Source organism: Nocardia aobensis NBRC 100429 (assembly GCF_000308375.1).
Lineage (GTDB): Bacteria > Actinomycetota > Actinomycetes > Mycobacteriales > Mycobacteriaceae > Nocardia > Nocardia aobensis.
Window position 1 is genome coordinate 22,862 of sequence record NZ_BAFQ01000038.1, and the last position, 26,079, is coordinate 48,940.

Here is a 26,079-nt window from a genome sequence, read left to right on the forward strand (position 1 = left end):
ATGGAATTCGATCCCGTAGTCGCGGCGCGTACCGCCGCCGATCTCGACGCACTCGCCGACCGTCTGGAGGCGGGCCTGCAGGCCGACACTCCCGCGCTGTCGGTCGCCGCACCCGGCGTCGACGAGGTGTCGCTGCGCGCGGCGACGACGCTGACCGAGGTCGGCGCGTCGTTCGACTCGTCCGGCCATCTCGGCGTCCAGGAGCTGCGCAAATTGGCCGCCACCCTCCGGGCGCAGTCGCGCGGGCTGTCCCGGATGGACAGCGACAACGCCGCCGACCTCGGCGCCACGGCCTGATCGGGGCACGACGACATGGTCGAACCGCCGGGTGACGGCTTCACCGGGGTGGTCTGGGAAGCCCGACCCACCGAGCGGCTGGCGCGGGAGCTGACGACGGGCCCGGGCTCGGTGCCGATGGCCGAGGCCGCCTCCGCCTGGGGGCGCCTGGCCGCGAATTTCGGTGCCGCCGTGCTGGATTACGACCGGATCGTCTCCGATATCCGCGGCCACTGGCAGTCCGACCGCAGTGACGAGGTCCTGGAACGTATCGCGCGGATGCGGGATTGGCTGCTCGACGCCGCGACCGCCGCCGGGCGCAATGCCACCCACGCCGCCGAACAGGCCGCGGCGTACGAGGTGGCCCGGCTGGCGATGCCGCATATCGCGGAGATCGCGGCGCTGGAACAGGCGATGCACACCGTGCAGGCCATCGGGGCCGCGATGGGCGCGCCGCTGGTCGGCGCCGCCGCCGACATCAGTGCCGATCAGGACGTCGCCAAAGCCGGTGCGGCCCGGGTGATGCGCACCTACGAGGCCGCCACCGAACCGCTCGCGATGCCGTGGCAGCAGCTCGAGCCGCCGGTGCTGGCCACCGGCGACGCCCTCGCGGGGGAGCAGGCAGCCGCCGCGGTGGCCGCCGAATCGGCGCCCGCGATGTCCGCGATCGCCGGTATGCCCGCCATGCCGAACCTGGCCGCCTTCGAGATGCCGCGCGTCCTCACCGGCACCCGCGTCCAGACCGTCGCCCGGGTCACGCAATCGACCGAATTCACCGCGTTGCAGGCCTCGCCCCCGCAGACCGGCACGGCAGCCGGTCAAGCGGTCCCCGCCGCGGCCGGTCCCGCCGGCGCGCAGTCCGAGGAGGAACGCACCGCCCGGGCCGGGGTGGCGGACGCATCCGGCGTCGGCGACTTCGAGTTCGATGCCGGATTCGCCGCCGCCCCAGCGGTCCTCGGTGGTGTCGAGGCGCCGCCCGCGACCGGAACCGCGAGTCCCGCGTAAGGAGAGTCATGGCGACCCTGACCAACGACGCCGTCCTGGCCGTCGCCGAGTTGCTCGGCGTGCAGACGTTGCCGCTGGTGCTCGCGGTCGGTCCGCGGCAGGACTCGATCGACGCCTTCACCGCCGCGCGAGCCGAGGCGTTGCGCGGGCTGCGCGGTGCCGGACTCGTGGACCGTTACGACGACGTCGACCCGGAACTCGGTGCGGCCCTGTCGATTCTGGCCCGGCCCGAATCCGAACTCGCGGCGCGGATCGTCACCGCGGCCGGTGTGCGCCGAGTGTCGGTGGTACGGCGCGGCGCGGGGCACGCGGTCGCCGTCCGTACCGGTGACGAGATCGACGTCCGCACCGTCTGGGCCGACGCGGGCGGCGCGGCGCTGGCCCGCCCGGTCCTGGACGTACTCGGTCCCGCCGAACCCGCGGATATCGCGAGCTTCAGCGCTGTCACCGACGAGCTCGCGCAGCGTCTCGACAACGCTACGGCCGCAATCGAATTCGCCGAGGCCCTGTACGGCTCGGACGTGGCCGAACGCGCGGCGATCGAATTCGGCATGGCGCTGTCGCAGTGCCACGCGCACGCCGAGATCGTCGCCTACGTCCACGCCGACGGCATCACCACCCGATCGTCCGGCGCCGTGGCGGTGTACGACACCGCCCGGGGCCGGATCGCGGCCAGCCCGGGCGCCGCATCCGACCAGCGGATGTGGACCACCTTCACGCCGGGATCCGATCATCGCGTCGCACAGGCGATTACGGCGCTGATCGGCACCTTGCCCGGGGGAAGGTGGATGCCCTAGCTCGCGAAATCCCGTGCCAGTGACCACCTGTACCACCGAACCGCATGACCGGAAAACGCCGCAATACCGGAAAACACAGAGAGGGGCCCGACGATGGCCGGACAGCAAATCAGTAACGATGCAGCGAGTACTTCGCAGGCGCAGACCGATATGGCCAACTCGGTCGATCGCATCCGCGCCACCATCGCCCGCGTGACCGAGGCGGTCGACTCCGCCAAGCGTGGCTGGCAGGGCGACGCGTTCTCGGCGTGCAACAAGGCCGCCCAGGACTGGGACGAGGAAGCGGCCAAGCTGAACCAGATCCTCAACGAGATGACCGAGGAAGTCGGCCACGGTAACAAGACCTACACCGGCCTGGAGAGCGAGAACGAGAACGAGTTCCGTCAGCTCATCTCGCAGACCGGCGGTCTGACCAACCTCGGCGTCTGAGGCGAATCCAGCACAACCGTTCCACCGCACACGTACGAAAGGTAGTGACATGCTTTACGAAAGAACAGTTCTCCAGGAGCTTTCCGACCTGCTGAACGGCTTCCACAAGGACCTGCAGTCCGAGGCGAGCAACCTGCAGGACTGCGCGGCCAAGCTGGCCCAGGCGTGGGAGGGCAACGCCGGTCTCGAGGCGTTCCAGAAGTCGAAGCAGAAGTGGGACCAGCAGTTCGGTGACATAAACGGCGACAGCGACCCCAGCACCGCCATGGGCAAGGTGTCGGCGCTGTCCAAGGCCGTCTCCGCCGCGATGAACAACGCGACCGCCGCGGACAAGGTCGTCGCCAACGGCTTCGGCGGCTGAGTCCGGCACAGCCGCAACTGTTTTCACCACGAAGGTCCCGCCCGATGTCCCAGATCGGGCGGGACCTTCGTCGTTCAGGCCGGGACCGCCGGATTCGCCCCCACGTATCGCAGTTCCTCGGGCGTGGCGACCATGTACACGCTGGTCTCCCCGCTCTCGGTGCGCACGGTGACCATATTCGCGGTCACGGGGTCCTCGATCAGCGTCACATCGGGTTCGAAGCCGTCGGTCACCGGCCCGTGCTGGCGCAGCACCATCACGGTGGCATCGGAGTGGTGCCCGCTCGGCGCGATACCGTCGAAGACCACCATGGTCGCGAACCGATACGAACTGGCCTGCTGGGAACCGGCCGACCAGGTCGCGAGCGTGAGCGCCTGCGGCATATCGACATAGCCGACCATCGGCCGCCATTCGTCATGCCGATTCGTATGCACCACAACACTCGCGCCCAATGCGATGGCGCGCAGGATCACCTGTTTGGCGACCAGCGGTGAGCCGATCACCTCGACCCGGCGCACGTGCCGGCTCACCAGCGGCAGCGCCACGCCCTGGCCCGAATTGTCGGCCCCGATGAGCTGTCCACATCCGGCGATCGGCATCGGCACCCGATCCAGCGCGTCCGGCGGTCCGAGGTAGCTGTCCAGCGGCAGCGCCGGCACTCCGGTGCCCAGCGGCAGGCTGAAAAGCAGTGCGCGCCGCTGCTTTCCGGGCAGCGGAACCAGTCCAGCGGACCGCACCCGGCACGGCGCGTCGCGAGTCGCGAAGTGTGCGGTGGCCGTCACCGCGATCGACGGATCGGTGGTCGCGGCCGCGGTGGTGTCGGGCACCCGCTGCAGCCGCACGGTGATCGTGGAGGTCACCGTCGGTGTCGACCACACCTCGGCGATGCCGCGCGAACCCAGGGCCTCGGGGGTCATGCGGTAGGTGGTGTGGTGAAAACCGTTGTGGACCAAGCTGTCCGTGGTCTCCTCGAACTCCTCCGGCGCCGCGCCGAGGGTCAGCTGGCCGACCGCCTGATTCATCTCGGTCGCCGAGAGCGCGACCGCCGACAGACCGCGCGCGGCGAGCCGGTTGGCCACCCGCCGTGTGGCCACGACCGCCGACCGCAAGGTGCCCTCCGCCCCTCCGCCCCGCCGATCCACGGCGGGCGCGTTGGCCAAGGGATCGAGCCGCAGGACGACCCAGACGGTCCGATGCGCCACGGCCGGCAGCGGTCCGAGGATGCTCTCGTAGGCGCGGGCCACCGCACCGGTGCCGGCACTGCGCGATCCGGTACTGATCACATCGATGGCGGCCAGCCGGATGTCGAACTGATCGAGACAGCGGGCGATCTCGGCGAGCGGCAGCATATCGTCGCCGAGCAGTCCGCTGGGGCTGAGCCGGGTCACCGTCCGCGGCTGGGCGTCGATCCGCAACATGGTGATGAGCCGGTCACCGTCCCAGCGCATTCCGTAACTTCCGCCTTCGGCCAGTGGAACATTGAATGGCGAATGTTGAACGGTGGTGGAACGTTTACGAAACAATTGCCAACGAAAGGTAATTTCACGCGCCAGGGATTGCGCGAGAGAGGTGCCGCGAATCGGCGTGAGCCCGACGATCGTCACCGCCGCGGCGACGACGACCGGAACCCACCACAACGGGGTGAAAACCCTGGCGACGAACGCGCCCACAGCCGCCGTGACCAGCACCGGAAGCACCAGACGCAGGGGGAGAAGGTGAAAGAGCCAGAATTCCGTCGAGCGCAATTGTGCTGCGTTCGAGCCGGTTTCGGAGGCGTCGGATGAATCGTCGTCGGACGGTGTGGCTTTATCTCCGCGCGTGGTGGAGTTCATGCGCACATAATGGACCGAACTCGTTCGGCTTCGCTAGTCTGTCGAAGCGCGGCCGGATACGGTTCGCGCACTCGAATCGGGTCATCGGAATCAGCTAGTGGGTATCGGGAGGCGGTTGTGCCGGCGCAGTTGACCACCCGTGCCCAAGTCAACGGTTACCGGTTCCTGCTCAAGCGCTACGAACACGCCCTGGTGCGGCGCGACGTGCGGATGCTGCACGATCCCATGCGCACCCAGTTCCGCTCGCTGGTGATCGGCGCCGTGCTGGGCCTGCTGGGGGTGGCCGGCGCCGCGATCCTGGCCTTCCTGCACCCGCAGGGATCCGTAAGTGATTCGAAGATCGTGATGGGCAAGGACTCCGGCGCGCTCTACGTCCTCGTGGACGGAACCCTGCATCCGGTGCTCAACCTGGCCTCGGCGCGTCTGATCACGGGCGCCGCCGCCTCCCCGTCCTCGGTCAAGGACAGCAAATTGACGCAGCCGCGCGGTCCGCTGCTGGGTATTCCCGGCGCGCCCGGCGCACTGTCCGGATCGGGTGATCCCCGGCGGTCCACCTGGACGATGTGCGACAACCTGCTGCCGCCCTCGACGGGTGGCGGCGCCGCCGCGACGGGGCCGCTCACCACGGTGATCGCCGGGCCGCTGGACAATCCGGCCGGCGGTACCCACGCGGTGCCGGTGCGCGCGGATCAGGCGCTGCTGGCCACCCACGGCGGCAAGACCTTTCTGGTCTACGACGGTAAGCGGGCCGAGATCGATCCCGGCGATTCCGTTCTGATCCGCTCACTCGGATTGCGTGACCAGCGCCCGCGCCCGATCGGCGGCGCGTTGCTCGACGCCACCGAACCTGTTCCGCCGCTGACTGTTCCGGAGATCGGCGGGCACGGCGCACCAGGCCCGGGCAGGCTGTCCGATGTGCCGGTGGGCGGTGTGATCAGGGTCCACGGCGTGGACGCCGACGAGTTGTACGTGGTCCTCACCGACGGCGTACAACGCGTCACGTCGTTCGCCGCAGGTCTGATCCGCGACGCGAATTCGCAAGGTATGAACGAGATCTCGACTGTCCCGCCCGACCGCATCGTCGGTATTCCGGTCCTGCACCGGCTGCCGATAGACGATTTCCCGCAGCAGGTTCCGGCCGTGCTCGCACCCGACGCGGATCCGGTGGCCTGCCTGTCGTGGACCCGTGCCGCCGACGACCCGCGCGCCACGGTGACGCTGCTGGCCGGCCGCGCGCTGCCGCTGCCCGCGGATGCGGAGCCGGTCGTCCCGGCGACCGCGGACGGCGCCGGTGATCGGATCGACGGCGTCTATCTGCGCCCGGGCACCGGGGAGTTCGTGCGGTCGGTCGGAGCGGAGCCGGGGGCGGTGAGCAACGGCCCGCTGTTCTACGTGGGGGACAACGGAATTCGCTACGGAATCCCGGATGCCGACACCGCCAAGGTCCTCGGAATGCCGAAGACTCCGAAGCCGGCGCCGAAACCGATCGTGGAGGCCTTGTCGGCGGGCCCGGCGCTGACCCGGCAGGACGCTCTGATGAGTCACGACAGCCTGCCGCAGTGCCCGGACGCGGGCCCGAGCGCTATGGCCTGCGCCCGCCCGATCCCACCGCCGGGCAAGAACAACTGATTGTCACCGGCCGCCCGGCCGGTAGCGATCACACCGCCGCTCAGCGCAATCCGCCGAGCACACCTTCCAGCGCCTTGGCCATGTCGGCGCCCTCGATCCGCATGAGCACGGTCTCGTCCACCGCCGACAGATCGATGGATTCGTCGGTGGCCAAACGGAATTCGCGCTCCTCCTCGGCGGCCTCGATCACATTGCGGATGAACCGGCCGTTACCGGCGAGGTCCACCGCGCGTCGCTGCTCGCCGCTCTGGTCCACCACTTGACGCTCGTAGAGTTCGCGGCATGCGGCCTGCAGGAGTTCCAGCGCATCCTCGGCGACCTCCGAATCCCGTTTGCTCGCAATGAACTGACCGATCCGGCCCAGTTCCTCGGGTGTGTAGGACTCGAACTTCACGCGCTTGGCGAAGCGGGAGGCCAGACCGTCGTTGGAGGCGAGGAAGCGGTCGATCTCGCCGTCGTATCCGGCGATGATGACGATCAGCCGATCGCGGTCGTTCTCCATCCGGGCCAGCAGGGTGTCCACCGCCTCGCGGCCGAAGGCGTCGCCACCGGACAGACCGGTCTGAACGAGTGTGTACGCCTCGTCGACGAACAGCACTCCGTCCATCGCGGAATCGATCAATTTATTCGTTTTTATCGCGGTGCTTCCCAAATGTTCACCGACGAAATCCGAACGCTTTACCTCTACCAGTCGATCGGTTTTCAACAAACCCAACCCACAGTAAATTTTCGCCACCACTCGGGCAATCGTCGTCTTACCGGTTCCTGGCGGGCCGGTGAACGCAAGGTGTTGTCCGCGTGGCGCGCTGGACATACCTTTCTCGGCGCGGATTTTCGCCAATTGCGCGGTGGCCTGGAGTTTCGCCACCTGAGTTTTCACCGCGGCCAGGCCGATCTGCTCGTCCAGCTCCGCGCGGGCGACCTCGAGCAGGCGTTTGGCCCGGTCGCCGCGCTCCTCGGTCTCGACCTGCTCGGCGGTGGGCGCGGAAGCCGGATCCCAGCGGTCGGTGCGCGCGTCGATCAGCTCCTTCGAGGTCACCGTGAGGCGGTACTTGCGATCGCGCATGGCCTGCGTGTTCGCGGCGAAGTCGGGCGCCTCCGAGAACACCTTCTCGAACAGGGCCTGGGCCTCGTCCTCACGGCCCATCTCGCGCAGGCACAACCCGCGGCAGAACCGGGCGGTGGTGGCGGCAGCCGGAATCGGGCCGTTCTCGGCGGCCTCCATCCGGCGGATCGCCTCGCCGAACAGGCCGAGCTGCGCACAGGCCGTGCCGACCATCACGTGCGCGCCCGCGGCCAGGTAGGGGTCCTGCCAGTCCGCCGAACCGGCCAGCACCGTCATCACATCCGGCCAGCGCTGCGTCGTGTAGTGCAGCAGGCCGCGAACGTACTGGCAGATCCGGTCGTCGAGGTCCTGATCGGGCTGCGACAGCAGGCCCGCGCGATGCCGGGCCAGCTCGTCGAGCACCTGCTCGGCCTCGTCGTAATCGCCGGCGGAGATGAGCTGGGTCGCCTGCGCCAGCCAGATCTCGGTGTACCCCGCCAGCGGATAGTCGATGTACTGGCCCACCACGAACCGGCCCGCCAGCTGCCGCGGCGCCAGGCCGAGCCGGCGCTGCTCGCGGTAGAGGGTGGAGCCGCTGGTCTTGTAGAGGTTGAACACCACCTCGGGGGTGATCTCCCCGGCCGCGGCCCGGCCCAGCCAGGCGTCGCACATGCCCGGATCCCATTCGGTGGCGCGCTGGAATGCGAGCTTCGCATATTCGAGATCGGGCGTGGATTCCTGGCCGTCGATAGCGATACCCAATGACAATACGCCGGCATCGAAGGCGCGTTGTGCTTGGCGGTTGCCGGTCATACGGACAGTCCCCTAAACGCGTGAATGTGCTAATTCTCGCTCAGCATACCGGCTGCCGTGACAGCCGATCTCGGTTAAGTTTGGAACGTCGCAATACAGCGACGAAAATCGTAGGGAGTTCTGTAATCCGTGACCGAGTCGTCGAGCAGCGGCGTGGGGGCCGTTGACCCGGAATTGTGCCGAGTGTCGGTGATCGGCGGAAATACTCAACTCGATGTGGGCCTGCCCGCGACCGTGCCGGTCGCGGCGTACATCACCGACCTGGTCGAGCTGATCGATTCCCGCAATCCCGACCTGACCGAACACGACGAGGGCGCGCCCGTACGCGCACAGCACTGGACGTTGGCGCGGATCGGCCGCGACCCCATCCCGCCGCACCAATCGCTCACCGACGCAGAGGTTTTCGACGGTGAGTTGCTGGTGTTGCGCTCGGTGACCGCCAAGGAGGCGCCCGCGCTCTTCGACGATGTGATCGACGCCGTCTCGCGGCTCACCGCCGAATCGGGAAACGCCTGGTCGCCGACGGCGGCGCGGCGAATGGGGCTGGGCGCCGGACTGATCGCGGTATTCGTCGCGGTCGCGGTTCTGGTGTCTGGCAAGGGCACCGGCATCTGGAACGGATTCATCGCGCTGGGCGCGGGGGTGCTCGCCGCCGGCGCCGCCGTGATCGTCGCGCGCCGCTATCCGGCCGAGCGCACGACGGCGATCGTGTTGTCGCTGTTCGCGATTGCGCTGCTGGGCGCGAGCGCGGGCCTGCTCACCCCGGGCCGGGTGGGGTCGCCACACCTGCTGTTCTCGGCGGTGGCGGCACTGGTCGTGGCGCTGGCACTGTATTCGATGACCCGCGCCGGATCGCTCGTGGTCGCCGCGGTGGTCACCGGTGCCGCGGTGCTCGCGGTCGCCGCGGCCGTACGGATGGTGTGGGACTTCGACATCGCGAAGATCGCTGTCGGCGTGCTGATCGCCGGCCTGGTGCTGATCACGATGGCTCCCCGGGCCGCCGTCGCCGCGGCGCGCCTGCCGGTTCCGCCGGTGCCGACCGCCGGCGGCGCCATCGATCCCACCGATCACGAACCCCGCCCGACGATCGCCGACATCGGCGTCATCGGCGCGACCGCACTGCCCTCGGCGGCGGGACTGGAGCGCCGCGCCCGGGCGGCCAACCAGTACCAGTCCGGAATTCTCGTGGCCGCCACGCTCGCAGCGGGTTTCGGGGCGATCCTGGGCGCCGATCCGCTGGGCGAGGCGCGCTGGCAGGGGCTGGTGCTGGCGGCGATCACCGCGGTGGTGCTGTGCCTGCGCGGTCGGGCGTACGCGGATCTCACCCAGGCGTCGACGATGATCGCGGGCGGCACCGTGGTGGCGCTGGCCGTCATCGCGGGTACCGCTGTGGCGCACGAGGATTGGCGCGCCATCGGCGCGGGCCTGGTGCTGATCGTCGCCGCGGCGGTGGTCGCCTTCGGTGTGCTCGGACCTCGCGCCGATGTGTCGCCGGTGCTGCGGCGGGCGATCGAAATCTTCGAATACCTGCTGATCATCGCCATCGTGCCGCTGTCGCTGTGGCTGATGGACGTCTACTCGGCCGCGCGGAACATCTGATCGGGCGATGACTGTGCTGCGCTACGGAAACGATTGTCCGATAGCGGGTTTCGTTCGCCGGGCCGCTCGCGGGCTGCGCGTGGCCGCTGCCGCGGCGGTACTCGGCGCGTCGCTGTTCGGGGGCGGTCCCGCGACCGCGGTCGCCCCGCCGGCGATCGACGAGGGCGCTCTCGGGCAGGCGCTGGCCGTCAACGCCAAGAACGGTCCGCCGGACCAGACCGAGAAGCGTGCGGTCTGCGCCGAACCGTATCTGACCGGCGCGATTCCGCGGGATCCGCCACTGCCGCAGCGCATTCTCGATCTGGACCGAGCCTGGAAGTTCAGTCGCGGCGCCGGGCAGAAGGTCGCTGTGATCGATACCGGTGTGAACCGCCATCCACGCCTGCCGGACCTGCAGCCCGGTGGCGACTTCGTCACCGCCGGCGACGGCACCGAGGATTGCGACGGTCACGGCACCCTGGTCGCAGGCTTGATCGCCGCACGTCCGAACCCCTCCGACGCCTTCTCCGGGGTCGCCCCGGAGGCACAGATCCTGGCCATCCGGCAGCTGAGCCTGCAGTACGAGGCGAAGAACCGCAACAACGACGAGACCGGCAAGGTCGCCGCCGGCGGATACGGTGATGTACTGACGATGGCGGCCGCCGTGGTGCGCGCGGTCGACATGGGCGCCACGGTGATCAACATCTCCGAAGTGTCCTGCACCCCAGCGGGTTCCGAAACCGCTGACGGCGCACTGGGCGCGGCGGTGAAATACGCCGCCGACCGCAATGTCGTCGTGGTCGCCGCGGCCGGCAATCTCGACCAGGCCGCCTGCTCGGCGCAGAACGACACCAGCGGCTGGAACGGAGTGCGCACCGTCATCAGCCCGGCCTGGTTCTCCCCGTACGTGCTCTCGGTCGCCTCGACCGATCCGGACGGAGCGACCTCGCCGTTCTCGATCCACGGCCCGTGGGTGGGTGTCGCCGCACCCGGCCGCTCGATCATCTCGCTCGACAGCAAGCCGGGCGGAACCGGCCTGGTCGACACCGAACACGGCGACGAGGGGCCGCTGACCATCGACGGCACCAGCTTCTCGGCGGCGTTCGTCTCGGGCCTGGCGGCCCTGGTGCGCAGCAGATTTCCGGATCTGAGCGCGGCGCAGGTGATCGATCGGATCGAGCGGACCGCGCACAATCCCGGTGCGGGCCGTGACGATCGGGTCGGATTCGGGCTCATCGATCCGCTGGCGGCCCTCACCGCGCAGCTGCCGCCGCCACCCGGACAGGCGGCGCAGGTGCCGCGTGCCATCGCACCGCCCGACCCGGACCGCCGCCCCGACCCACTGCCGCGCCGGGTGGCGATCATCGGCTCCGGCACACTGCTGGCGTTGCTGGTCGTCGGCTGGGCCGCCGCCCTGCCGTATCGGCGCAGGCGGCCCGAAGCCGCCGCCGACGATCCGGCCACCGGATACCTTTCCGCCACCCCGGCTCCCACCGGGACCGACTCGGCTCGAGGAGAGTAGGCATGTCCACCGACGGATTCGTGCGCCGACCGCGGATCGCCCCGCCGCGGGCACCGGGCGGCGAGGTGGCGCTGACCGCCCCGCCGGAGATTCCGCGGCCGGTGCCTCCCGCGCTGCTGATGCGACTCATGCCCGTGGTCATGGTGGTCGCGGTGGTCGGCATGATCGCGATGATGGTGATGATGGGGCGCAATCTGCTCGCCAACCCCTTCATGCTGATGTTCCCGATGATGATGCTGATGTCGATGGTCGGCATGATGGCGGGCATGCGCGGCTCGGGCGGCCCCAAGCGCGCCGCCGAACTGAACGAGGAACGCAAGGATTACTTCCGCTACCTCGACCAGGTCCGCCGCGATGTCCGCAAAACCGGTGGCGCACAGCTGCAATCGCTGATCTGGAGCCATCCGGAACCCGCCGACCTGCGGGCCGTGGCCGGTACCCGCCGGATGTGGGAGCGCCGCCCCAACGACCCGGACTTCGGGCATGTGCGCGTCGGCGTCGGCAGTCACCGGCTGGCCACCAAACTGGCCCGGCCGGAGACCGGTCCGCTCGAGGACCTCGAACCGGTGTCCACGGTGGCGCTGCGTCGCTTCGTGCGTACCCATTCGGTGGTGCACGGCCTGCCCACGGCGCTGTCGTTGCGGGCGTTCCCGGCGATCAACATCGAGGGCCGCCCGGACGAGACGCGCATGCTGGTGCGCGCCATGCTGATGGAATACGTGACCTTCCACGGACCCGACCACGCCGCGGTCGCGATCATCTGCGCCGACCCGGATGCCGAGGCCTGGTCGTGGGCGAAATGGCTTCCGCACCTGCAACATCCCGTCGACCGCGACGGCATGGGGGCAGCTCGGATGATGTACCGGTCGCTGGCCGAATTGGAGACCTCCATGGCGGCCGAACTGCTCGAGCGCGGCCGGTTCATGCGCAACGCGCAGCCCACCGCCGGGCGCATCCACCTGCTGGTCATCATCGACGACGGCTACGTCAGCGGAACCGAGCGGATCGTCAGCGACGCCGGACTGGATTCGGTGACCGTGCTCGACCTGACCGCGCCGCAGGCCGGGCTCGCGGTGCGCCGCGGCCTGCAACTGGTGGTCGCCGACGGTACCGTCGCCGCGAGATCCGCCGCGGGCGTGGAGCAGTTCGCCACCTGCGACCCGGTGTCCATCGCCGAAGCGCAGACCCTGGCGCGGGCGCTGGCTCGTTACCGGGTCGCCACCGCGGCCCAGATCGTGAGCCTCGGCGACGAATCGCGAGCCGTGCCCGGCCTGATGGAACTGCTGAAGATTCCCGACGCCGCGCAGATCGATCCGGCGTCGGTGTGGCGCCCGCGCAACGATCGCGAGCGGCTGCGGGTGCCGATCGGCATCACTCCCGACGGCACGCCGGTCGAGATCGACATCAAGGAGTCGGCCGAGAACGGTATGGGACCGCACGGATTGTGCATCGGCGCAACGGGTTCGGGTAAGTCCGAATTCCTGCGCACCCTGGTGCTGTCCATGGTGACGACCCACTCGCCGGATCAGCTGAACATGGTGCTGGTCGACTTCAAGGGCGGCGCGACCTTCCTCGGACTGGAATCGCTGGCGCACGTCGCCGCGGTGATCACGAACCTGGAGGAGGAGATCGCCCTCGTCGATCGAATGAAGGACGCGCTGTCGGGTGAGATGACCCGGCGCCAGGAACTGCTCCGCTCGGCGGGCAACTTCGCCAACGTCACCGAATACGAGCGAGCCCGCGCGGCCGGCGCGGCGCTCGACCCATTGCCCGCGCTGTTCATCATCGTCGACGAGTTCTCCGAACTGCTCTCGCAGAAGCCGGATTTCGCGGATCTGTTCGTCATGATCGGCCGCTTGGGCCGCTCGCTGCGCGTGCACCTGCTGCTGGCCTCGCAGCGGCTCGAGGAGAACAAACTGCGCGGCCTCGACTCGCACCTGTCCTACCGGATCGGCCTGCGCACCTTCTCCGCCAACGAATCACGCGCGGTCCTCGGCATCACCGACGCCTACCACCTGCCGAGTGTGCCGGGTTCGGGCTACCTCAAGAGCGACGCCGACGATCCGCTGCGGTTCAACGCCTGCTACGTCTCCGGCGCCTACGAATCACCCGCGGGCAATGCGCCCGGACGCACCGGCGGCGGGCAGCGTGGCGGCGGACAGGAGCCGGTGGTCTTCACCGCGGCGCCGGTGCCGGTGCGCACACCGGTGGCCGTCGCTCCGGCGCGCGGACCGCTGGGCCGGCCCGAACTTCCGCCGCCGCCCGGATCGCCGGAGGCGGAGCGGGAACTATCCGGCACACCCGCCGACACGGTGCCCAAGACGCTGCTCAACGTGGTGGTGGACCGGTTGCGCGGTCACGGCCGCCCGGCGCACGAGGTGTGGCTGCCGCCGCTGGACGAATCACCGTCGGTGGACATGTTGCTGCCCGATCCGGACTGGCGCTCGCCGGTGAACCGGCATGGCCGGCTGTGGTGGCCGATCGGTGTCATCGACAAGCCGTACGAGCAGCGCCGCGATGTGCTGATCGTGGATCTGTCGGCCGGACAGGGCAATCTGGCCGTCGTCGGCGGTCCGCAGTCCGGTAAGTCGACCACCCTGCGGTCGATCATCATGGCGGCCGCGGCCACCCACACGCCGGAGCAGGTGCAGTTCTACTGCCTGGACTTCGGTGGCGGCACGCTGGCGGGTCTGGCCGACATCCCGCACGTCGGCTCGGTGGCCGGGCGCATGGACATCGACCGGGTGCGCCGCACGGTCGCCGAGATGGTGACCCTGCTGCATCAGCGCGAGGAGCGCTTCCGCGAACTGGGCATCGAGTCGATCCACGAGTTCCGGCGCCGCAAAGCCGAACTGGCGCAGCGGAGTCCGGCCGAGCGGGCGGCGGACCCACTGTCGCAGGATCTGTTCGGTGACGTGTTCCTGGTGGTCGACGGCTGGGCGACCATCCGTGCCGAATTCGACGTGCTGGAGCCGGCCTTCAACGCGCTGGCCGCGCAGGGCCTGTCCTACGGCATCCACCTGATGATCGGCGCCACCCGCTGGGGCGAGATCCGGCCGGCGGTCAAGGATCTCGTCGGCACCCGGCTGGAACTGCGTCTCGGTGACCCGAGCGACTCCGAAATGGACCGGCGCACGGCCGTTCTGGTGCCGGTGGGTCGTCCCGGCCGCGGTCTGACCCCCGAGAAGCTGCACATGTTGATCGCCCTGCCGCGGTTGGACTCCAACTCCGATCCGGCGACTCTGTCCGACGGTATCGCGCTGGCGCGCAGCCAGTTCGCCGAACTCTACGGCGACCGGCGCGCACCGGCGGTCCGGATGCTGCCACTGCGGGTGCCGCGCGAACAGGTGCTCGCCGAGGCGGCGGAACAGGGCATCGAATGCAGCGCCACCCGGGTGGTGGTCGGTCTGGGCGAGAACGAATTGGCGCCGCTGGTCATGGATTTCGACGCGCAGCCGCATCTGATGGCCTTCGCGGATGTGGAGTGCGGCAAGACCACGCTGCTGCGCAACATCGTGCTCGGCATCACCGAGAATTCGACGGCCGAACAGGCGCGCGTCATCCTGATCGACTACCGGCGCACCATGCTCGGCGTGCTGGAGGGGCAGCAGCTCGCCGGCTATTCCACCTCGGGGCAGACGTCGTTCGACATGATCAAGGAGGTCGCCGCCTATCTGCGGCAACGGATTCCGGGTTCGGACATCACCCCGCAGCAGCTGCGGGACCGCAGCTGGTGGACCGGGCCGGAGATCTACATCGTGGTCGACGACTACGACATGGTCGCCACCGGTGCGGGCAACCCGCTCGAACCGCTGCTGGAATTCATTCCGCAGGCCCGCGATATCGGTATGCACCTGATCGTGGCACGGCGCTCCGGCGGCGCCTCCCGGGCGCTGTACGACAAGGTGCTGGGCATGCTGAAGGACCTCTCGGTGGACGCGCTGCTGATGTCGGCGCCCAAGGACGAGGGCAAACTGCTCGGCGATGTGCGGTCGGCCAAGCTCGCACCCGGCCGGGGCACGCTCGTATCCCGTGCCCGCGAGAACGAGATGGTGCAGGTGAGCTATCTGCCGCCGGTCTGAGTCAGCGCACCGGATCGCCCCGGTCCGCGTGCAGATGGCGTCGCACGATCGGTTCCGGTAGGCCCCAGCTGTCGGCGCGGCGCTCGAACAGCGCCGCCGAGGGTCCGCTGACCGCCGGATTCGCGATGCGCGCCAGCCGGAATCCCACCGAGCGGTAGTACCGGTGCAGCTCGGTATTCCTGGTCCAGGCGTCCAATCGCACCCAATTGCGTTGCCGGACAAGGGCCAGCCCGGCGGCGTGGGTGAGCAGTGCGCGGCCGACACCGGATCCGGCGAAGCGCAGATCGACGATCATGTAGTGCACGATCACCGCGTCGGTGATCTCCCGCCGCGACCACAGCCCGGGATCCGCGCGGTCGTTCACGGTGACGGTTCCCGCGAATTCGCCGCCGACCTCCGCGACCCAGGTCTCCCCGGCCGAGACCGACCATCCGACCGCGTGGGCGAACCGTTCGATCGGCAGCCCGCGGCCCTGCCGGGTCCACTGGTCCGAGCCGCGTGCCGCAAGCCAGGCCGTGCGTTGGAGCCGTAGTCGGCAGATGGTGCCGAGGTCGGCCGAGCGGGCCTGGCGGATGCGGATGTTCATGGCGATCCGGGTACCAGTGAGTTACCGAAGGAATGGGAGTTGCCCGGCGGATGCGGCGCCCCCAGGGTTTTGCGGATCAGGGCGGTGCCCTCGTCGTCACCGAGTTCGTAGGCCAGCCGGTTGCGTGCGGCCGGCGACCGCTGGCGGGTGACCCGCATGATGCGGGTGCTGCTGGCGCCGATGCGCAGATGATCGAGCAGCATGGTGCCGGCTCCGACACCCAGGACAGCGGCCTCGTCGGCACTCGCAGGGCGGGCCACGACCGTATCCCGATGGGCGGTTTCGGGATAGCCACGTGCGGCCAGCCGCCGCGTCGTGCCCTCCGGAATGTCGTGCGGAGAATCGATTCCGGTGAGTTCGGCGAGGTCACGCGGGTAGTAGCTGACCTCCCACGACCACGGTTCGTTGTCGAGGTACTGCACCACGGTGCGCGAGACGACCCAGGAGTCCTTCGGCACGCCTAGCCAGTGCGCGACTTCCGTTCCGGCCGGTTCCATCCGGGCGCTGAACTGCTTGGCCGGTTCACGCCCGGCGGCGCGCGCGATCTCGGAGAAGACGTCGTGCGCCGACTTGGGGCGGTCGCGTCGAATATGGTTGGTCACCACGGATTCCAGGACCTCCTGGCTGCGCACGATCGTGCCCCGGGAAGTCGCTGTGAACAGCAGGTTTTCGGCGACGAGCACCTGAATCGCGTTGCGCGCGGTGGTGATCGAGACATGCATCTGGTCGGCCAGCTCGTTGTGGCTGGGCAGGCGATCACCAGGTTTGTACGTGCCGTCGCGGATCGCCTCCCGTAGGACGTCGGCGATTCGCTGGTACCTCGGACCGGCGGCCATCTCGCTCCTCGGTTGTATCTTCAACGACCGGAAGTCTACTCTGCTGGTTGGCAGGGCAGTGTGACCCTTGACACACACATTCAGAGGTTTATTGTAATGAACGTCCTGACCATTGGTTGTACGGCGACGACGGCGAGGCAACGTGGCTGGTTTGGAGACGTCCCCGATGGTGGTCGTGGCATGGCCCGACACACCACATACACCGACGGCCGTCGATTTCCTGACGACCGAAGTTCTGCCGAGTTCGGATCTGTTGTTGCGCGCGTGCCGGGGGCACCGCGTCATCGGCGGCCCGATCCTGTGGTTCGCGCGCGACCTGGCGGTGCTGTTCGAACGCCAGCTCGGCCGCGGCGGTTCCGCCCCGGATCCGGACTCCGCGCTGATGATCGAAATCGGCAGACGGCGAATGGAATTGGTGATGGCGATCGACGACTGGATCGTCCGCGCCGTCCCGCAGCAGAACTCCGACGCTACCTTGCACACCGAAACGATCGGCGCCGTCATCGACCGGCTGGCCGAGGCGTCGGTGCGCGCGCACCACGCGTTGATGACCCTCGACGCGAACGACGAAGTGCTGCACGCTGCCTGGCATCATCTCGCCGAATTGGCCGACGGCTACGACGATCTGGTGCGTGAGGTCCTCACCGGACGGCGTCGCCTGCCGACCTGGTGAGTAGGTCTAGTAGCTCAGCGATCGGCACGAGCCCGCCATCCGCGGTGCGCGGCTGTGCCGCGACCGATCCGCCGGCAGTGGCGCCGGATTCAGCCGGGTCACCCGCCGCGGTCGTGAACCATCGGCCAGTTCGGTGAAGCGAATCGTGTTCCAGCCGAACGGCATCAGGTGGACCAGTTCACCGCGTTCCGCCAAGCGCTCGGTGAGTTCGGATACGATGTCCAGCGCATCCGCCAGGCCGGTGAGTACGTCCTCGTGTGCGCCGCGTCGATCGCTTCGCGCCCACGGCGCCACACCTTCGACCACGATGTAGCCGACGTCGTCGTGTGCCGCAATGGTTTTCACGACCTCTACCGCCGCCGGAAGTGCCGCGGCGTCACCCGGCTCGACCGCGACCTGCAGGACGAGGCAGTCCACGAACAACTTTCGGGCGCGCACCGCTGCCGGATCCAGCGCGACCGCGCACGGACCCGCCGAGGTGACCTCGTATTCGAAGAGGTGACACACACTGCTCACGATGCGCATCGTGCACCTCTGTTCGCCCACATCGTCATACGGCAACACTAGGCGGCGGATGTGCGCATTATCAGTGTCGTATCCGACGCATTCAGTACTGTTTGCGACATGGATGTGGCGGTATTCGTCGTGGACGGTGTCGGCGACCTCGGTCTCGCCGCCGTGCTGGAGGTCTTCAACACGGCGAACTCGCTCGTCGACGATCCGGAGCTGGAGCCCGAACCGTGGCGAGTGCACACCGTCGCGCTCGGCGGCAGTGTCCGCTCCGGCCACGGCCATCTGATCCCGACCACACCGCTGGCCGAGGTGCCCGGCGACATCGGCCCGATCATCGTGCCCGCCGTCCTCGCGATGGACGCGGACGCGGTGGTCGACCTGATCGCCGCACCCGCCAACCGGCCGGTGCTGGAACGCATTTCGCAGGCACACATCGCGGGAACTCCGTTGGCCGCCGCGTGCACCGGAACCTTCTTCCTCGCCGAGGCCGGGGTGCTCGACGGGCTGCCCGCGACGACGAGCTGGTGGCTGGGCCCGGCCTTCCGCCGCCGCTATCCGAACGTCGACCTGGACGAGGGACGCATCCTGTGCCGCTCCGGTCACATCGCGACGGCCGCGGCGGCCCTGGCCCATCTCGACCTCGCGTTGGCCACGGTGGCCGGTCGCAGTCCCGCTCAAGCCGAACGCGCGGCCCGGATGCTGTTGGCCGGCAGCGGAGGCGAGCAACGCGACTACATCGTTCCCCAGGTGATCGCGCGCGGGAATTCACTGGTCGCGGCCTTCGAACGCTGGGTGCGCGGACATATCGCCGAGCAGTTCCTGATCACCGACGCCGCTCGCGAACTCGGCGTCACCGTGCGCAGCCTGCAGCGCGCGACACAGGCCGAAATCGGGATGTCACCACGGGATTTCGTGAACGAAATCCGCCTCGAGCGTGCCACCCGGCTATTGCGCACCACCAATGCCACCGTGGAGACGGTCGCCGCGCGCGTCGGCTATCTCAATGCCGGCACCCTGCGCGGACTGTTCCGGCGCCGCCGCGGCCGCAGCATCGCCGAGGTCCGGGCGACCCCGATGGCCTGGCAGGACCGCAGTGCTCGATAACCGCGGTGCTCAGTAACCGCCGAACCGCCGATGGTCGGTGGCGAAATCGTCGGCCACCGTCGCCGCCAGTTCCACCAGCGCGCGCTTGGTGTTCTTGTGCAGCCGGGCCAGGTCGATCTCGGCGCCCTCGGCCAGATGCGGGTCGTAGGGGATGACGTGCACGGCGCGGCACCGGGCCAGGAAGTACTCGCGCAGATGCTGAATCGCCACATTCGGTGAGCCCTCGCGCGGCAGGTTGATCACCACGACGGCATTGCGCACCAGGTGATCGTGCCCGTGCAGCGAGAGCCAGTCCAGCGTCGCCGCCGCGCTGCGGGCGCCGTCGATCGCCGACGACGAGATCAGCACCAGCGAATGCGCCAGATCCAGCACACCCGCCATCGCCGAATGCATCAGTCCGGTACCGCAATCGGTGAGGATGATGTTGTAGAACCGCTGCAGCACGCGCAGCACCTGGCGGTACTCGTCCTCGCTGAACGATTCCGACGCCGCCGGATCACGTTCGCTGGCCAGCACTTCCAACCGGCTGGTGGCCTGCGAGGTGTGCCGGCGCACGTCGCCGTAACTGCGAATCTGCTGATCCAGCAACAGGTCCCGCACCGTGGAGCGGGTCTGCAGCGGCACCCGCTGCGACAGCGTGCCGAAGTCCGGGTTGGCGTCGACGGCGATCACGCGGTCACCGCGGATGGAGGCGAAGATCGAGCCGATGCCCATGGTGGTGGTGGTCTTGCCGACACCGCCTTTCAGGGACAGGGTGGCGATGCGGTAGTCGCCGCGCACCGGCTGCCGGATGCGCGCCACCAGTTCCTGCAGGCGCAGCTCCTCCGCGGACATACCCGGATTGATGGCACCACCCGACATGTGGTGCACCGCGCGCCGCCAACCCGAGCCGGGGGCTTTCTTCGCCCGGCGCATCGGGACATCTTCCAGGGAGGGCGTCACGCCGTTCGGTGGGTACTGGTGCGGCGGCTGACCCTGCTGGTACTGCTGATACTGCGCCTGCGGATGGGGAGCCTGCTGCTGGACCTGCGGGTTGGGGGCGTGCTGATACTGCTCGGGCGAAGCGGCCTGCTGCCCCGGCATATACGGATTCGGCTGGGCGTACTGCTGCGGCTGGGAATACTGATCCGCCTGTCGTGCGGCCCACTGCTGTTCGGGACCGGTCGCCGGCCCCGGCACCTGTGGCGGCGGTTGTGGTGCGCTGTGCCACTGCGCGTCCGGGGCCGGCTGGGGGATCCGAGGCTGCGACACGCCCTGGGGACCGGCGACCATCGTCGATTCGGCATTCGGCGCCTGCGGCATCGGGCCGGAATGTGCTGGGTGCGTACCGAATTCCGCAGCGGGCGGCTGCTGGTACTGCGGCGCCGCGCCGTACTGCGGACTCGCGGCGTCGGGCGTCTGCGGCCGCGCTTCGGACTGCGCGGGTGCCGCGTCGGTGCCGTTCCACACGGCGCCACCCATGTCCGGCCCGGGCCGCACGGCGGGATCGTGTGCCGCCACCGGCTCTGAGGCGAGCCGATGTCGCCCGCTCCACTGCTGCCCCGCCGAAGCGACCGCACCGCTATCCGCGTTACCGGCGCCGTAGAACCCGACACCGCCGACCACCGACGACGCACCCGAATCACTCTCCGGCGCATGGGTTCCCACCGTCGGCGGGTGAAGAGGCCGCGTACCGGAAGCCGAATCGCCACCGGCCGCGAAGGCATCCCACGTGCCGCCACCCTGCCCCGTATCGTCCGCTGGGACGGGCAGATCCGCGCCAGGGGTATCGGATACGGCGGTCTCGCCGGGTGCGCCCGAATCCCCGGTCGGCCGATGCGCGGACGCCCCGGCAGCATCGTCGCGCCGGGGTGCGGATTCGCCCGGCGCGGGCGAGTGCTCCGTTGCGCCGCCGAGCCAGGCGGGCGCCTCCTCCGCGACGCCGGAAGTCCCGGTGCCCGCGGTCGGCGGCATATCGGCAGCGGCGGGGCGTGCGTCCGTCGCCTGCTTCGGCAGGCCCGGTGCGTCGGCCGTCGGTGCGACCGGAGAGCCGAGTGGTGAAATCTGCTGCCCCACAGCGCTGTTCGCGTGCGACGCGTTCTCGTACCCTTCCGGCACGCCCAGCCGTGGCGGCGGTCCGGGACGGGTGGGCGGCGCCGGGTCCGGCCACTCGGGCAGCGGCGGCGGAGTCGGAGCCGACTGCTGGGGCGGTGGGGGTAGGTCGGGTCGCCGCGTCACCCGCACGGTCATCTCCGCATCCACGCCGTCGGCGGCCGGAAGCGGAGTGCTCGACATCTGCTGCGGTGCAGGCGGAATCGGCGGGCGGGCGGAAGCCTGCGGTGGTGCGGGAGGGAACTCGCCGGACAGCGGCTCGGAGGGAAGGGGGCCGGGCGACTGATTCGGAGGTGGCGTAGTCGGTTCCGGCGGCACCGGAGCGGGATTCGGCTGTGCGGTAGCGGGCGGCCGGCCGAAGTCGTGGCGCGGCGTCGACGGCGCCGAATTCCACGGCCCCGGTGGCTGCGTCGGGGGCTGCTGCGGCTGCGTCGGTGGTTGCGGCTGTACCGGCGGCTGCGGGAATTGATTCTGTTGCTGCGCACGGAAGTCGGCCGGGATCACGCCCTGGACGCCGTCCGGACGGTAGCCCTCAGGCGTCTGCTGCTGCCACGGCAAGGACTCGGAGCCCTGAGAACCGTTGCCGCGCAACGACTCCGGCCCCGGCTGCGCATCGCCCTGCGGCCGGGCGGTGTCGGGCGGCCCCCACGAGGGCGAACCCTCACCGGCGGCCGGCTCGGCGTCTGCCTTGTCCTTGCGGCGGGATTTCCGCCACTTCCGGTCGGACTCCTTCTTGTCGGACTCCGCCCGGTCGTCGGATTTGCGGGAGAACAACCGCCGCGGACCGTTGTCCTCCGGGATGTACTCCTCGTGCGGAAGGTTCTCGACCGGCGCTTCGTACCCCGTTTGCGTGACGTCGCTCTCCGACAGCCACGGGGGCAGCATGGGCAGATCGTTGTTGTTGCGACTCACGGCAGTACCTCACCGCGGTTCGTGGTCGGGGCCTCGCCGAGGATCGTGCCGATCGGGTTCGAGGGCGCTGCGTCCGTAATTCGCTCGCTGCGCACGCTCACGGGTGTCCCCCTGGGATCTGCTGGACCGATTTCCTGGACAGCCGGTAGTTTACGCGAGGGCTATCGGCCGTGACGGGCGTCCTACCCACAGCCGACGAGCCGGTCGGACGACGCGCCGCGACGCCTGCCGGCGGGTTCGGTTGCCCCTTATTTGCGAGGTCGGGAGCGTATCGAAATGGCAATCACCGCGGGTGATGATCCCCGCGCGGCCCGGTTGGACGAACTTCCCGTCCGGCCGGTTCATCGCAAGCTCGTCGCCCTGGTCGGCCTGGGCCTGTTCTTCGATCTCTACGAACTGTTCCTCGCCGGCACCATCACCGGTGTGCTGAAGCAGCAACTCGCGCTGTCGACCTATCAGCTGAGCGGCATCCTCGCCTCGGCCTTCGTCGGCCAGTTCCTCGGTGCCCTGGTCATCGGCCGGCTCTCGGACCTCTTCGGCCGCCGCCGGATGTTCATGATCAATATCGGGGTCTACGCCGGGTTCACCCTGCTCGGCGCGTTCAGCCCCAACGTCTGGTTCCTGATGGCGACCCGCGTGCTCGCCGGACTCGGCATCGGCGCGGAGATGACCGTCTCCGACACCTATCTGTCGGAGGTGATGCCGCCGCAGGTCCGCGGCCGGATGATCGCCATCGCCTACACCATCGGCTTCTGCGCGGTGCCGACCGTCGGATTCCTGGCCCGGTGGCTGGTGCCGCTGGAACCGTTCGGCACCGACGGCTGGCGCTGGCTGTTCGTCTTCGGCGGCTTCGGCGCCGCGCTGGTGTTCGTCGCCCGTCGGCACATGCCCGAATCGCCGCACTGGCAGGCCCAGCACGCCAAGGCCGCGACAACCGGGGCGAAGGTGTCGTTCACCGAAATCCTGCGCGGCGCCAACCGCGGGCGCACCCTGCTGTTCTCCGCGGTGATGATCCTGCAGGTCTTCGGCTATTACGGCTTCGGCACGCTGGCGGTGCTGGTGTTGCAGCACAAGGGGTTCACGGTGGTGAACTCCCTCGGCTATCTGACCGTCACCTACCTCGGCTATCCGCTGGGTTCGCTGCTGTCGATTCCGCTGATCGAGCGCGTCGAGCGCAAATATCTGGTGATGGCGTCGGCCGCGCTGATGGCGCTGTTCGGCCTGATCTTCGGATTCGCCACGAGCGTGCCGCTGATCCTGCTGTCGGGCGGCCTGTTCACCCTGGCCAGCAACGTCTTCTCCAATGCCCTGCACACGTATCTGCCGGAATCGTTTCCCACGACCGTGCGCGGCACCGCCTCGGGTACGGCCTATTCTCTGTCGAAACTGAGCACCGCCATCCAGCCGTTCCTGCTGCTTCCGTTGCTGGACAGCCACGGTCCGGGCACGGTGTTCACGGTCATCACGATCGCGCTGGTGCTGATGCTCGGCTTGATCGCGGCGTGGGGCCCGCTCACCGGGCGCGGCCCGCTCGCCGACCACTAGCGACGGCGCGGAGGGACCGCATTTGGCCGGATCGTGGACGCACGGGTAAGCTTGGTCGGCGGTGCACCTGCCCGACGTCTGTGTTCATGCGAATGCGTGTAGTTTCTGTGACTGCATGTCCGCATGTGACTACGAAGAGTATGGCACCGGGTCGACTGGAGTGCACCGGTAACTGCAGTGACAAGCTAGCCGAAGAGTTGAGACCACACAGGGTTTCAACGTAAGCGGGATCGCGGAGGATATGGCGAAGAAAGACGGGGCCATCGAGGTCGAGGGTCGAGTTATCGAGCCACTGCCGAATGCGATGTTCCGCATCGAGCTGGAGAACGGTCACAAGGTTCTCGCGCACATCAGCGGCAAGATGCGTCAGCACTACATCCGCATCCTGCCCGAGGACCGCGTGGTCGTGGAGCTTTCTCCCTACGACCTGTCCCGCGGTCGCATCGTCTACCGCTACAAGTGAGTTTTCCGGGGAGCGATCCCCGGAGGGAGTTCGGGAGTCGAGGCTCCGGAGCTCTCGCGGCATTTCGTGGCTCCGGCCTCGGGATCTGCGACAAAAGACTTCCCCAGTCGTACGACTGGGGAACACCTGTGTTCACACCCCTGTGAACCACAACCAGATTGGACGGACGTGAAGGTTCAGCCGAGCGTCAAGAAGATCTGCGAGAAGTGCAAGGTGATCCGCCGTAACGGCCGGGTCATGGTGATCTGCGACAACCTGCGTCACAAGCAGCGTCAGGGCTGACCTGGACTGCACCCCGACGCAGGGGTTCACCAGCCAAGCACCGAACGCAGTTCGGATTGGCACAGAAAAGAAGACCTCCCAGCGCCAGTCGCCGTCGGCGAGCTCGCCGCCTCGGAAACGAGCGGAGAGCGGACGGACGACCTACCCCCGGAACGGAGGCCGGGGCCCCATTCGAGGGGACGGACAGGGAGCAGACCTCCGCAACAGTTAAGGAAGCTGCCACATGGCACGTCTGATGGGCGTCGATCTCCCGCGCGAGAAGCGCATGGAGATCGCACTGACCTACATTTTCGGGATCGGGCGCACCCGTGCGCACGAGATCCTGGCCGCCACCGGCGTCAGCCCCGACCTGCGGTCGAAGGATCTCACCGACGACGACGTCACCCGGTTGCGCGATTACATCGAGGCGTCGGAATTCAAGGTCGAAGGTGACCTGCGCCGTGAGGTGCAGGCCGACATCCGCCGCAAGATCGAGATCGGCTGCTACCAGGGCATCCGCCATCGCCGCCACCTGCCGGTGCGCGGACAGCGGACCAAGACCAATGCGCGCACGCGTAAGGGTCCGAAGAAGACCGTCGCCGGCAAGAAGAAGTAGGGATAGCTGAATGCCTCCTAAGAGTCGGGCCTCGGGCCCCAAGAAGTCCCAGAAGGCGCGTCGCCGGGACAAGAAGAACGTCCCGCACGGCCACGCGCACATCAAGTCCACGTTCAACAACACGATCGTCTCGATCACCGACCCCGAGGGCAACGTGATCTCGTGGGCGTCGTCGGGCCACGTCGGCTTCAAGGGTTCGCGTAAGTCGACCCCGTTCGCCGCGCAGCTCGCCGCCGAGAACGCCGCCCGCAAGGCGCAGGAGAACGGCGTCAAGAAGGTCGACGTGTTCGTCAAGGGTCCGGGTTCGGGCCGTGAGACCGCGATCCGCTCGCTGCAGGCCGCCGGCCTCGAGGTGGGCACGATCTCCGACGTCACCCCGCAGCCGCACAACGGCTGCCGTCCGCCCAAGCGGCGTCGCGTCTAGCGGGAAAGGATTTAGCGAAAAATGGCTCGTTATACAGGCCCCATCACCCGCAAGTCGCGTCGTCTGCGTGTCGACCTCGTCGGAGGCGACCAGGCGTTCGAGCGTCGCCCCTACCCGCCCGGCCAGCACGGCCGCGCGCGGATCAAGGAGAGCGAGTACCTGCTCCAGCTGCAGGAGAAGCAGAAGGCCCGCTTCACCTACGGCGTCATGGAGAAGCAGTTCCGCCGCTACTACGAAGAGGCGAACCGTCGCAAGGGTAAGACCGGCGACAACATGCTGCAGCTGCTCGAGTCGCGTCTGGACAACGTCGTGTACCGCGCCGGTCTGGCGCGCACCCGTCGCCAGGCCCGCCAGCTGGTCTCGCACGGCCACTTCCTGGTGAACAACCGCAAGGTCGACGTCCCCAGCTTCCAGGTCTCCCAGTACGACATCATCGATGTCAAGGAGAAGTCGCTGCCGACGCTGCCGTTCCAGGTCGCCCGTGAGACCCAGGGCGATCGCCCGATCCCGGGCTGGCTGCAGGTCGTTCCGAACCGGCTGCGGATCCTGGTCCACCAGCTCCCGGAACGCGCGCAGATCGATGTGCCGCTGAACGAACAGCTCATCGTCGAGTACTACTCGAAGTAAGCCGTTCGTGCTGCTGGTGGATGAGCACCGTACCCGTCGTGCTCATCCACACCCCAGTT

At 68.6% G+C, this 26,079-nt stretch carries 23 protein-coding genes; 17 read left to right on the plus strand and 6 right to left on the minus strand.

Features of this window, described 5'->3' with window-relative positions:
- The 5 genes from RJ03_RS04290 to RJ03_RS04310 all read left to right on the plus strand — a co-directional run bounded on the left by RJ03_RS04290 (position 1) and on the right by RJ03_RS04310 (position 2,868).
- Positions 1–297, plus strand: coding sequence for a PE family protein (locus tag RJ03_RS04290; protein WP_036498236.1), 297 nt, complete (start codon positions 1–3; stop codon positions 295–297).
- A 15-nt stretch (positions 298–312) separates the two neighbouring features.
- Complete coding sequence (locus RJ03_RS04295; RefSeq protein ID WP_036498237.1) at positions 313–1,281, plus strand: PPE domain-containing protein; 969 nt, start codon at positions 313–315, stop codon at positions 1,279–1,281.
- An 8-nt stretch (positions 1,282–1,289) separates the two neighbouring features.
- On the plus strand, positions 1,290–2,078 hold the full coding sequence (locus RJ03_RS04300; protein ID WP_036498238.1) for an ESX secretion-associated protein EspG: 789 nt from the start codon (positions 1,290–1,292) through the stop codon (positions 2,076–2,078).
- A 93-nt stretch (positions 2,079–2,171) separates the two neighbouring features.
- Positions 2,172–2,507, plus strand: coding sequence for a WXG100 family type VII secretion target (locus RJ03_RS04305; RefSeq protein ID WP_030513428.1), 336 nt, complete (start codon positions 2,172–2,174; stop codon positions 2,505–2,507).
- 49 nt (positions 2,508–2,556) lie between these two features.
- Positions 2,557–2,868, plus strand: coding sequence for a WXG100 family type VII secretion target (locus RJ03_RS04310; protein ID WP_036498239.1), 312 nt, complete (start codon positions 2,557–2,559; stop codon positions 2,866–2,868).
- A 74-nt stretch (positions 2,869–2,942) separates the two neighbouring features.
- Here the strand turns inward: RJ03_RS04310 and eccE are convergent, their stop codons facing one another.
- Complete coding sequence (eccE, locus tag RJ03_RS04315) at positions 2,943–4,700, minus strand: type VII secretion protein EccE (RefSeq protein ID WP_051024299.1); 1,758 nt, start codon at positions 4,698–4,700, stop codon at positions 2,943–2,945.
- Between the two features lie 117 nt (positions 4,701–4,817).
- Between eccE and eccB the strand changes: the two genes are divergently transcribed.
- Positions 4,818–6,329 (plus strand): type VII secretion protein EccB, encoded by a 1,512-nt coding sequence (eccB, locus tag RJ03_RS04320; RefSeq protein ID WP_036498240.1) that lies wholly within the window; start codon positions 4,818–4,820, stop codon positions 6,327–6,329.
- A 40-nt stretch (positions 6,330–6,369) separates the two neighbouring features.
- Here the strand turns inward: eccB and eccA are convergent, their stop codons facing one another.
- Entirely contained in the window at positions 6,370–8,187 is a 1,818-nt protein-coding gene (gene eccA, locus RJ03_RS04325) for a type VII secretion AAA-ATPase EccA (protein WP_036498241.1), read from the minus strand.
- A 129-nt stretch (positions 8,188–8,316) separates the two neighbouring features.
- Between eccA and eccD the strand changes: the two genes are divergently transcribed.
- From eccD to RJ03_RS04340, 3 genes are read left to right on the plus strand one after another with little or no spacing between them, the layout of a single operon-like run.
- Positions 8,317–9,786, plus strand: coding sequence for a type VII secretion integral membrane protein EccD (gene eccD / locus RJ03_RS04330; protein WP_036498242.1), 1,470 nt, complete (start codon positions 8,317–8,319; stop codon positions 9,784–9,786).
- 7 nt (positions 9,787–9,793) lie between these two features.
- On the plus strand, positions 9,794–11,287 hold the full coding sequence (gene mycP / locus RJ03_RS04335) for a type VII secretion-associated serine protease mycosin (RefSeq protein WP_083870593.1): 1,494 nt from the start codon (positions 9,794–9,796) through the stop codon (positions 11,285–11,287).
- A gap of 2 nt (positions 11,288–11,289) precedes the next feature.
- Positions 11,290–15,369 (plus strand): type VII secretion protein EccC, encoded by a 4,080-nt coding sequence (locus tag RJ03_RS04340; RefSeq protein WP_036498243.1) that lies wholly within the window; start codon positions 11,290–11,292, stop codon positions 15,367–15,369.
- Between the two features lies 1 nt (position 15,370).
- On the opposite strand, the gene RJ03_RS04345 is transcribed toward RJ03_RS04340, so the two are convergent.
- Complete coding sequence (locus RJ03_RS04345; RefSeq protein WP_051024305.1) at positions 15,371–15,955, minus strand: GNAT family N-acetyltransferase; 585 nt, start codon at positions 15,953–15,955, stop codon at positions 15,371–15,373.
- Positions 15,952–16,791, minus strand: a complete 840-nt coding sequence (locus RJ03_RS04350) for a GntR family transcriptional regulator (RefSeq protein WP_051024307.1) — start codon at positions 16,789–16,791, stop codon at positions 15,952–15,954. The genes RJ03_RS04345 and RJ03_RS04350 overlap by 4 nt, the downstream gene beginning before the upstream one ends.
- A gap of 151 nt (positions 16,792–16,942) precedes the next feature.
- Here RJ03_RS04350 and RJ03_RS04355 point away from each other — a divergent pair, with 151 nt between their 5' ends.
- The gene (locus RJ03_RS04355; RefSeq protein WP_245552179.1) at positions 16,943–17,464 is read left to right on the plus strand and encodes a DUF4254 domain-containing protein; all 522 of its coding nucleotides are present in this window, start codon (positions 16,943–16,945) and stop codon (positions 17,462–17,464) included.
- Between the two features lie 6 nt (positions 17,465–17,470).
- Here the strand turns inward: RJ03_RS04355 and RJ03_RS04360 are convergent, their stop codons facing one another.
- A complete protein-coding gene (locus RJ03_RS04360) occupies positions 17,471–17,980 on the minus strand; it encodes a hypothetical protein (RefSeq protein ID WP_157121668.1) in 510 nt (169 codons plus the stop codon).
- A 108-nt stretch (positions 17,981–18,088) separates the two neighbouring features.
- On the opposite strand from RJ03_RS04360, the gene RJ03_RS04365 reads away from it, so the two are divergent.
- The gene (locus RJ03_RS04365; protein WP_036498245.1) at positions 18,089–19,081 is read left to right on the plus strand and encodes a GlxA family transcriptional regulator; all 993 of its coding nucleotides are present in this window, start codon (positions 18,089–18,091) and stop codon (positions 19,079–19,081) included.
- Between the two features lie 9 nt (positions 19,082–19,090).
- Here the strand turns inward: RJ03_RS04365 and RJ03_RS38925 are convergent, their stop codons facing one another.
- Positions 19,091–22,084, minus strand: a complete 2,994-nt coding sequence (locus RJ03_RS38925) for a nucleotide-binding protein (RefSeq protein WP_306304664.1) — start codon at positions 22,082–22,084, stop codon at positions 19,091–19,093.
- Positions 22,085–22,360: 276 nt separating this feature from the next.
- On the opposite strand from RJ03_RS38925, the gene RJ03_RS04380 reads away from it, so the two are divergent.
- From RJ03_RS04380 to rpsD, 6 genes are all read left to right on the plus strand, one after another.
- Entirely contained in the window at positions 22,361–23,629 is a 1,269-nt protein-coding gene (locus RJ03_RS04380) for an MFS transporter (protein WP_036498247.1), read from the plus strand.
- Between the two features lie 241 nt (positions 23,630–23,870).
- Positions 23,871–24,092, plus strand: a complete 222-nt coding sequence (gene infA / locus RJ03_RS04385) for a translation initiation factor IF-1 (protein ID WP_003886926.1) — start codon at positions 23,871–23,873, stop codon at positions 24,090–24,092.
- Between the two features lie 168 nt (positions 24,093–24,260).
- Positions 24,261–24,374: a 50S ribosomal protein L36 gene (gene rpmJ, locus RJ03_RS04390; RefSeq protein ID WP_025347279.1), complete on the plus strand. Its 114-nt coding sequence runs from the start codon at positions 24,261–24,263 to the stop codon at positions 24,372–24,374.
- 223 nt (positions 24,375–24,597) lie between these two features.
- Positions 24,598–24,969 (plus strand): 30S ribosomal protein S13, encoded by a 372-nt coding sequence (gene rpsM / locus RJ03_RS04395; protein WP_036498248.1) that lies wholly within the window; start codon positions 24,598–24,600, stop codon positions 24,967–24,969.
- Positions 24,970–24,979: 10 nt separating this feature from the next.
- A complete protein-coding gene (rpsK, locus tag RJ03_RS04400) occupies positions 24,980–25,393 on the plus strand; it encodes a 30S ribosomal protein S11 (RefSeq protein WP_025347281.1) in 414 nt (137 codons plus the stop codon).
- Between the two features lie 21 nt (positions 25,394–25,414).
- Positions 25,415–26,020, plus strand: coding sequence for a 30S ribosomal protein S4 (gene rpsD / locus RJ03_RS04405; RefSeq protein ID WP_030513444.1), 606 nt, complete (start codon positions 25,415–25,417; stop codon positions 26,018–26,020).
- Positions 26,021–26,079 lie beyond the last annotated feature (59 nt).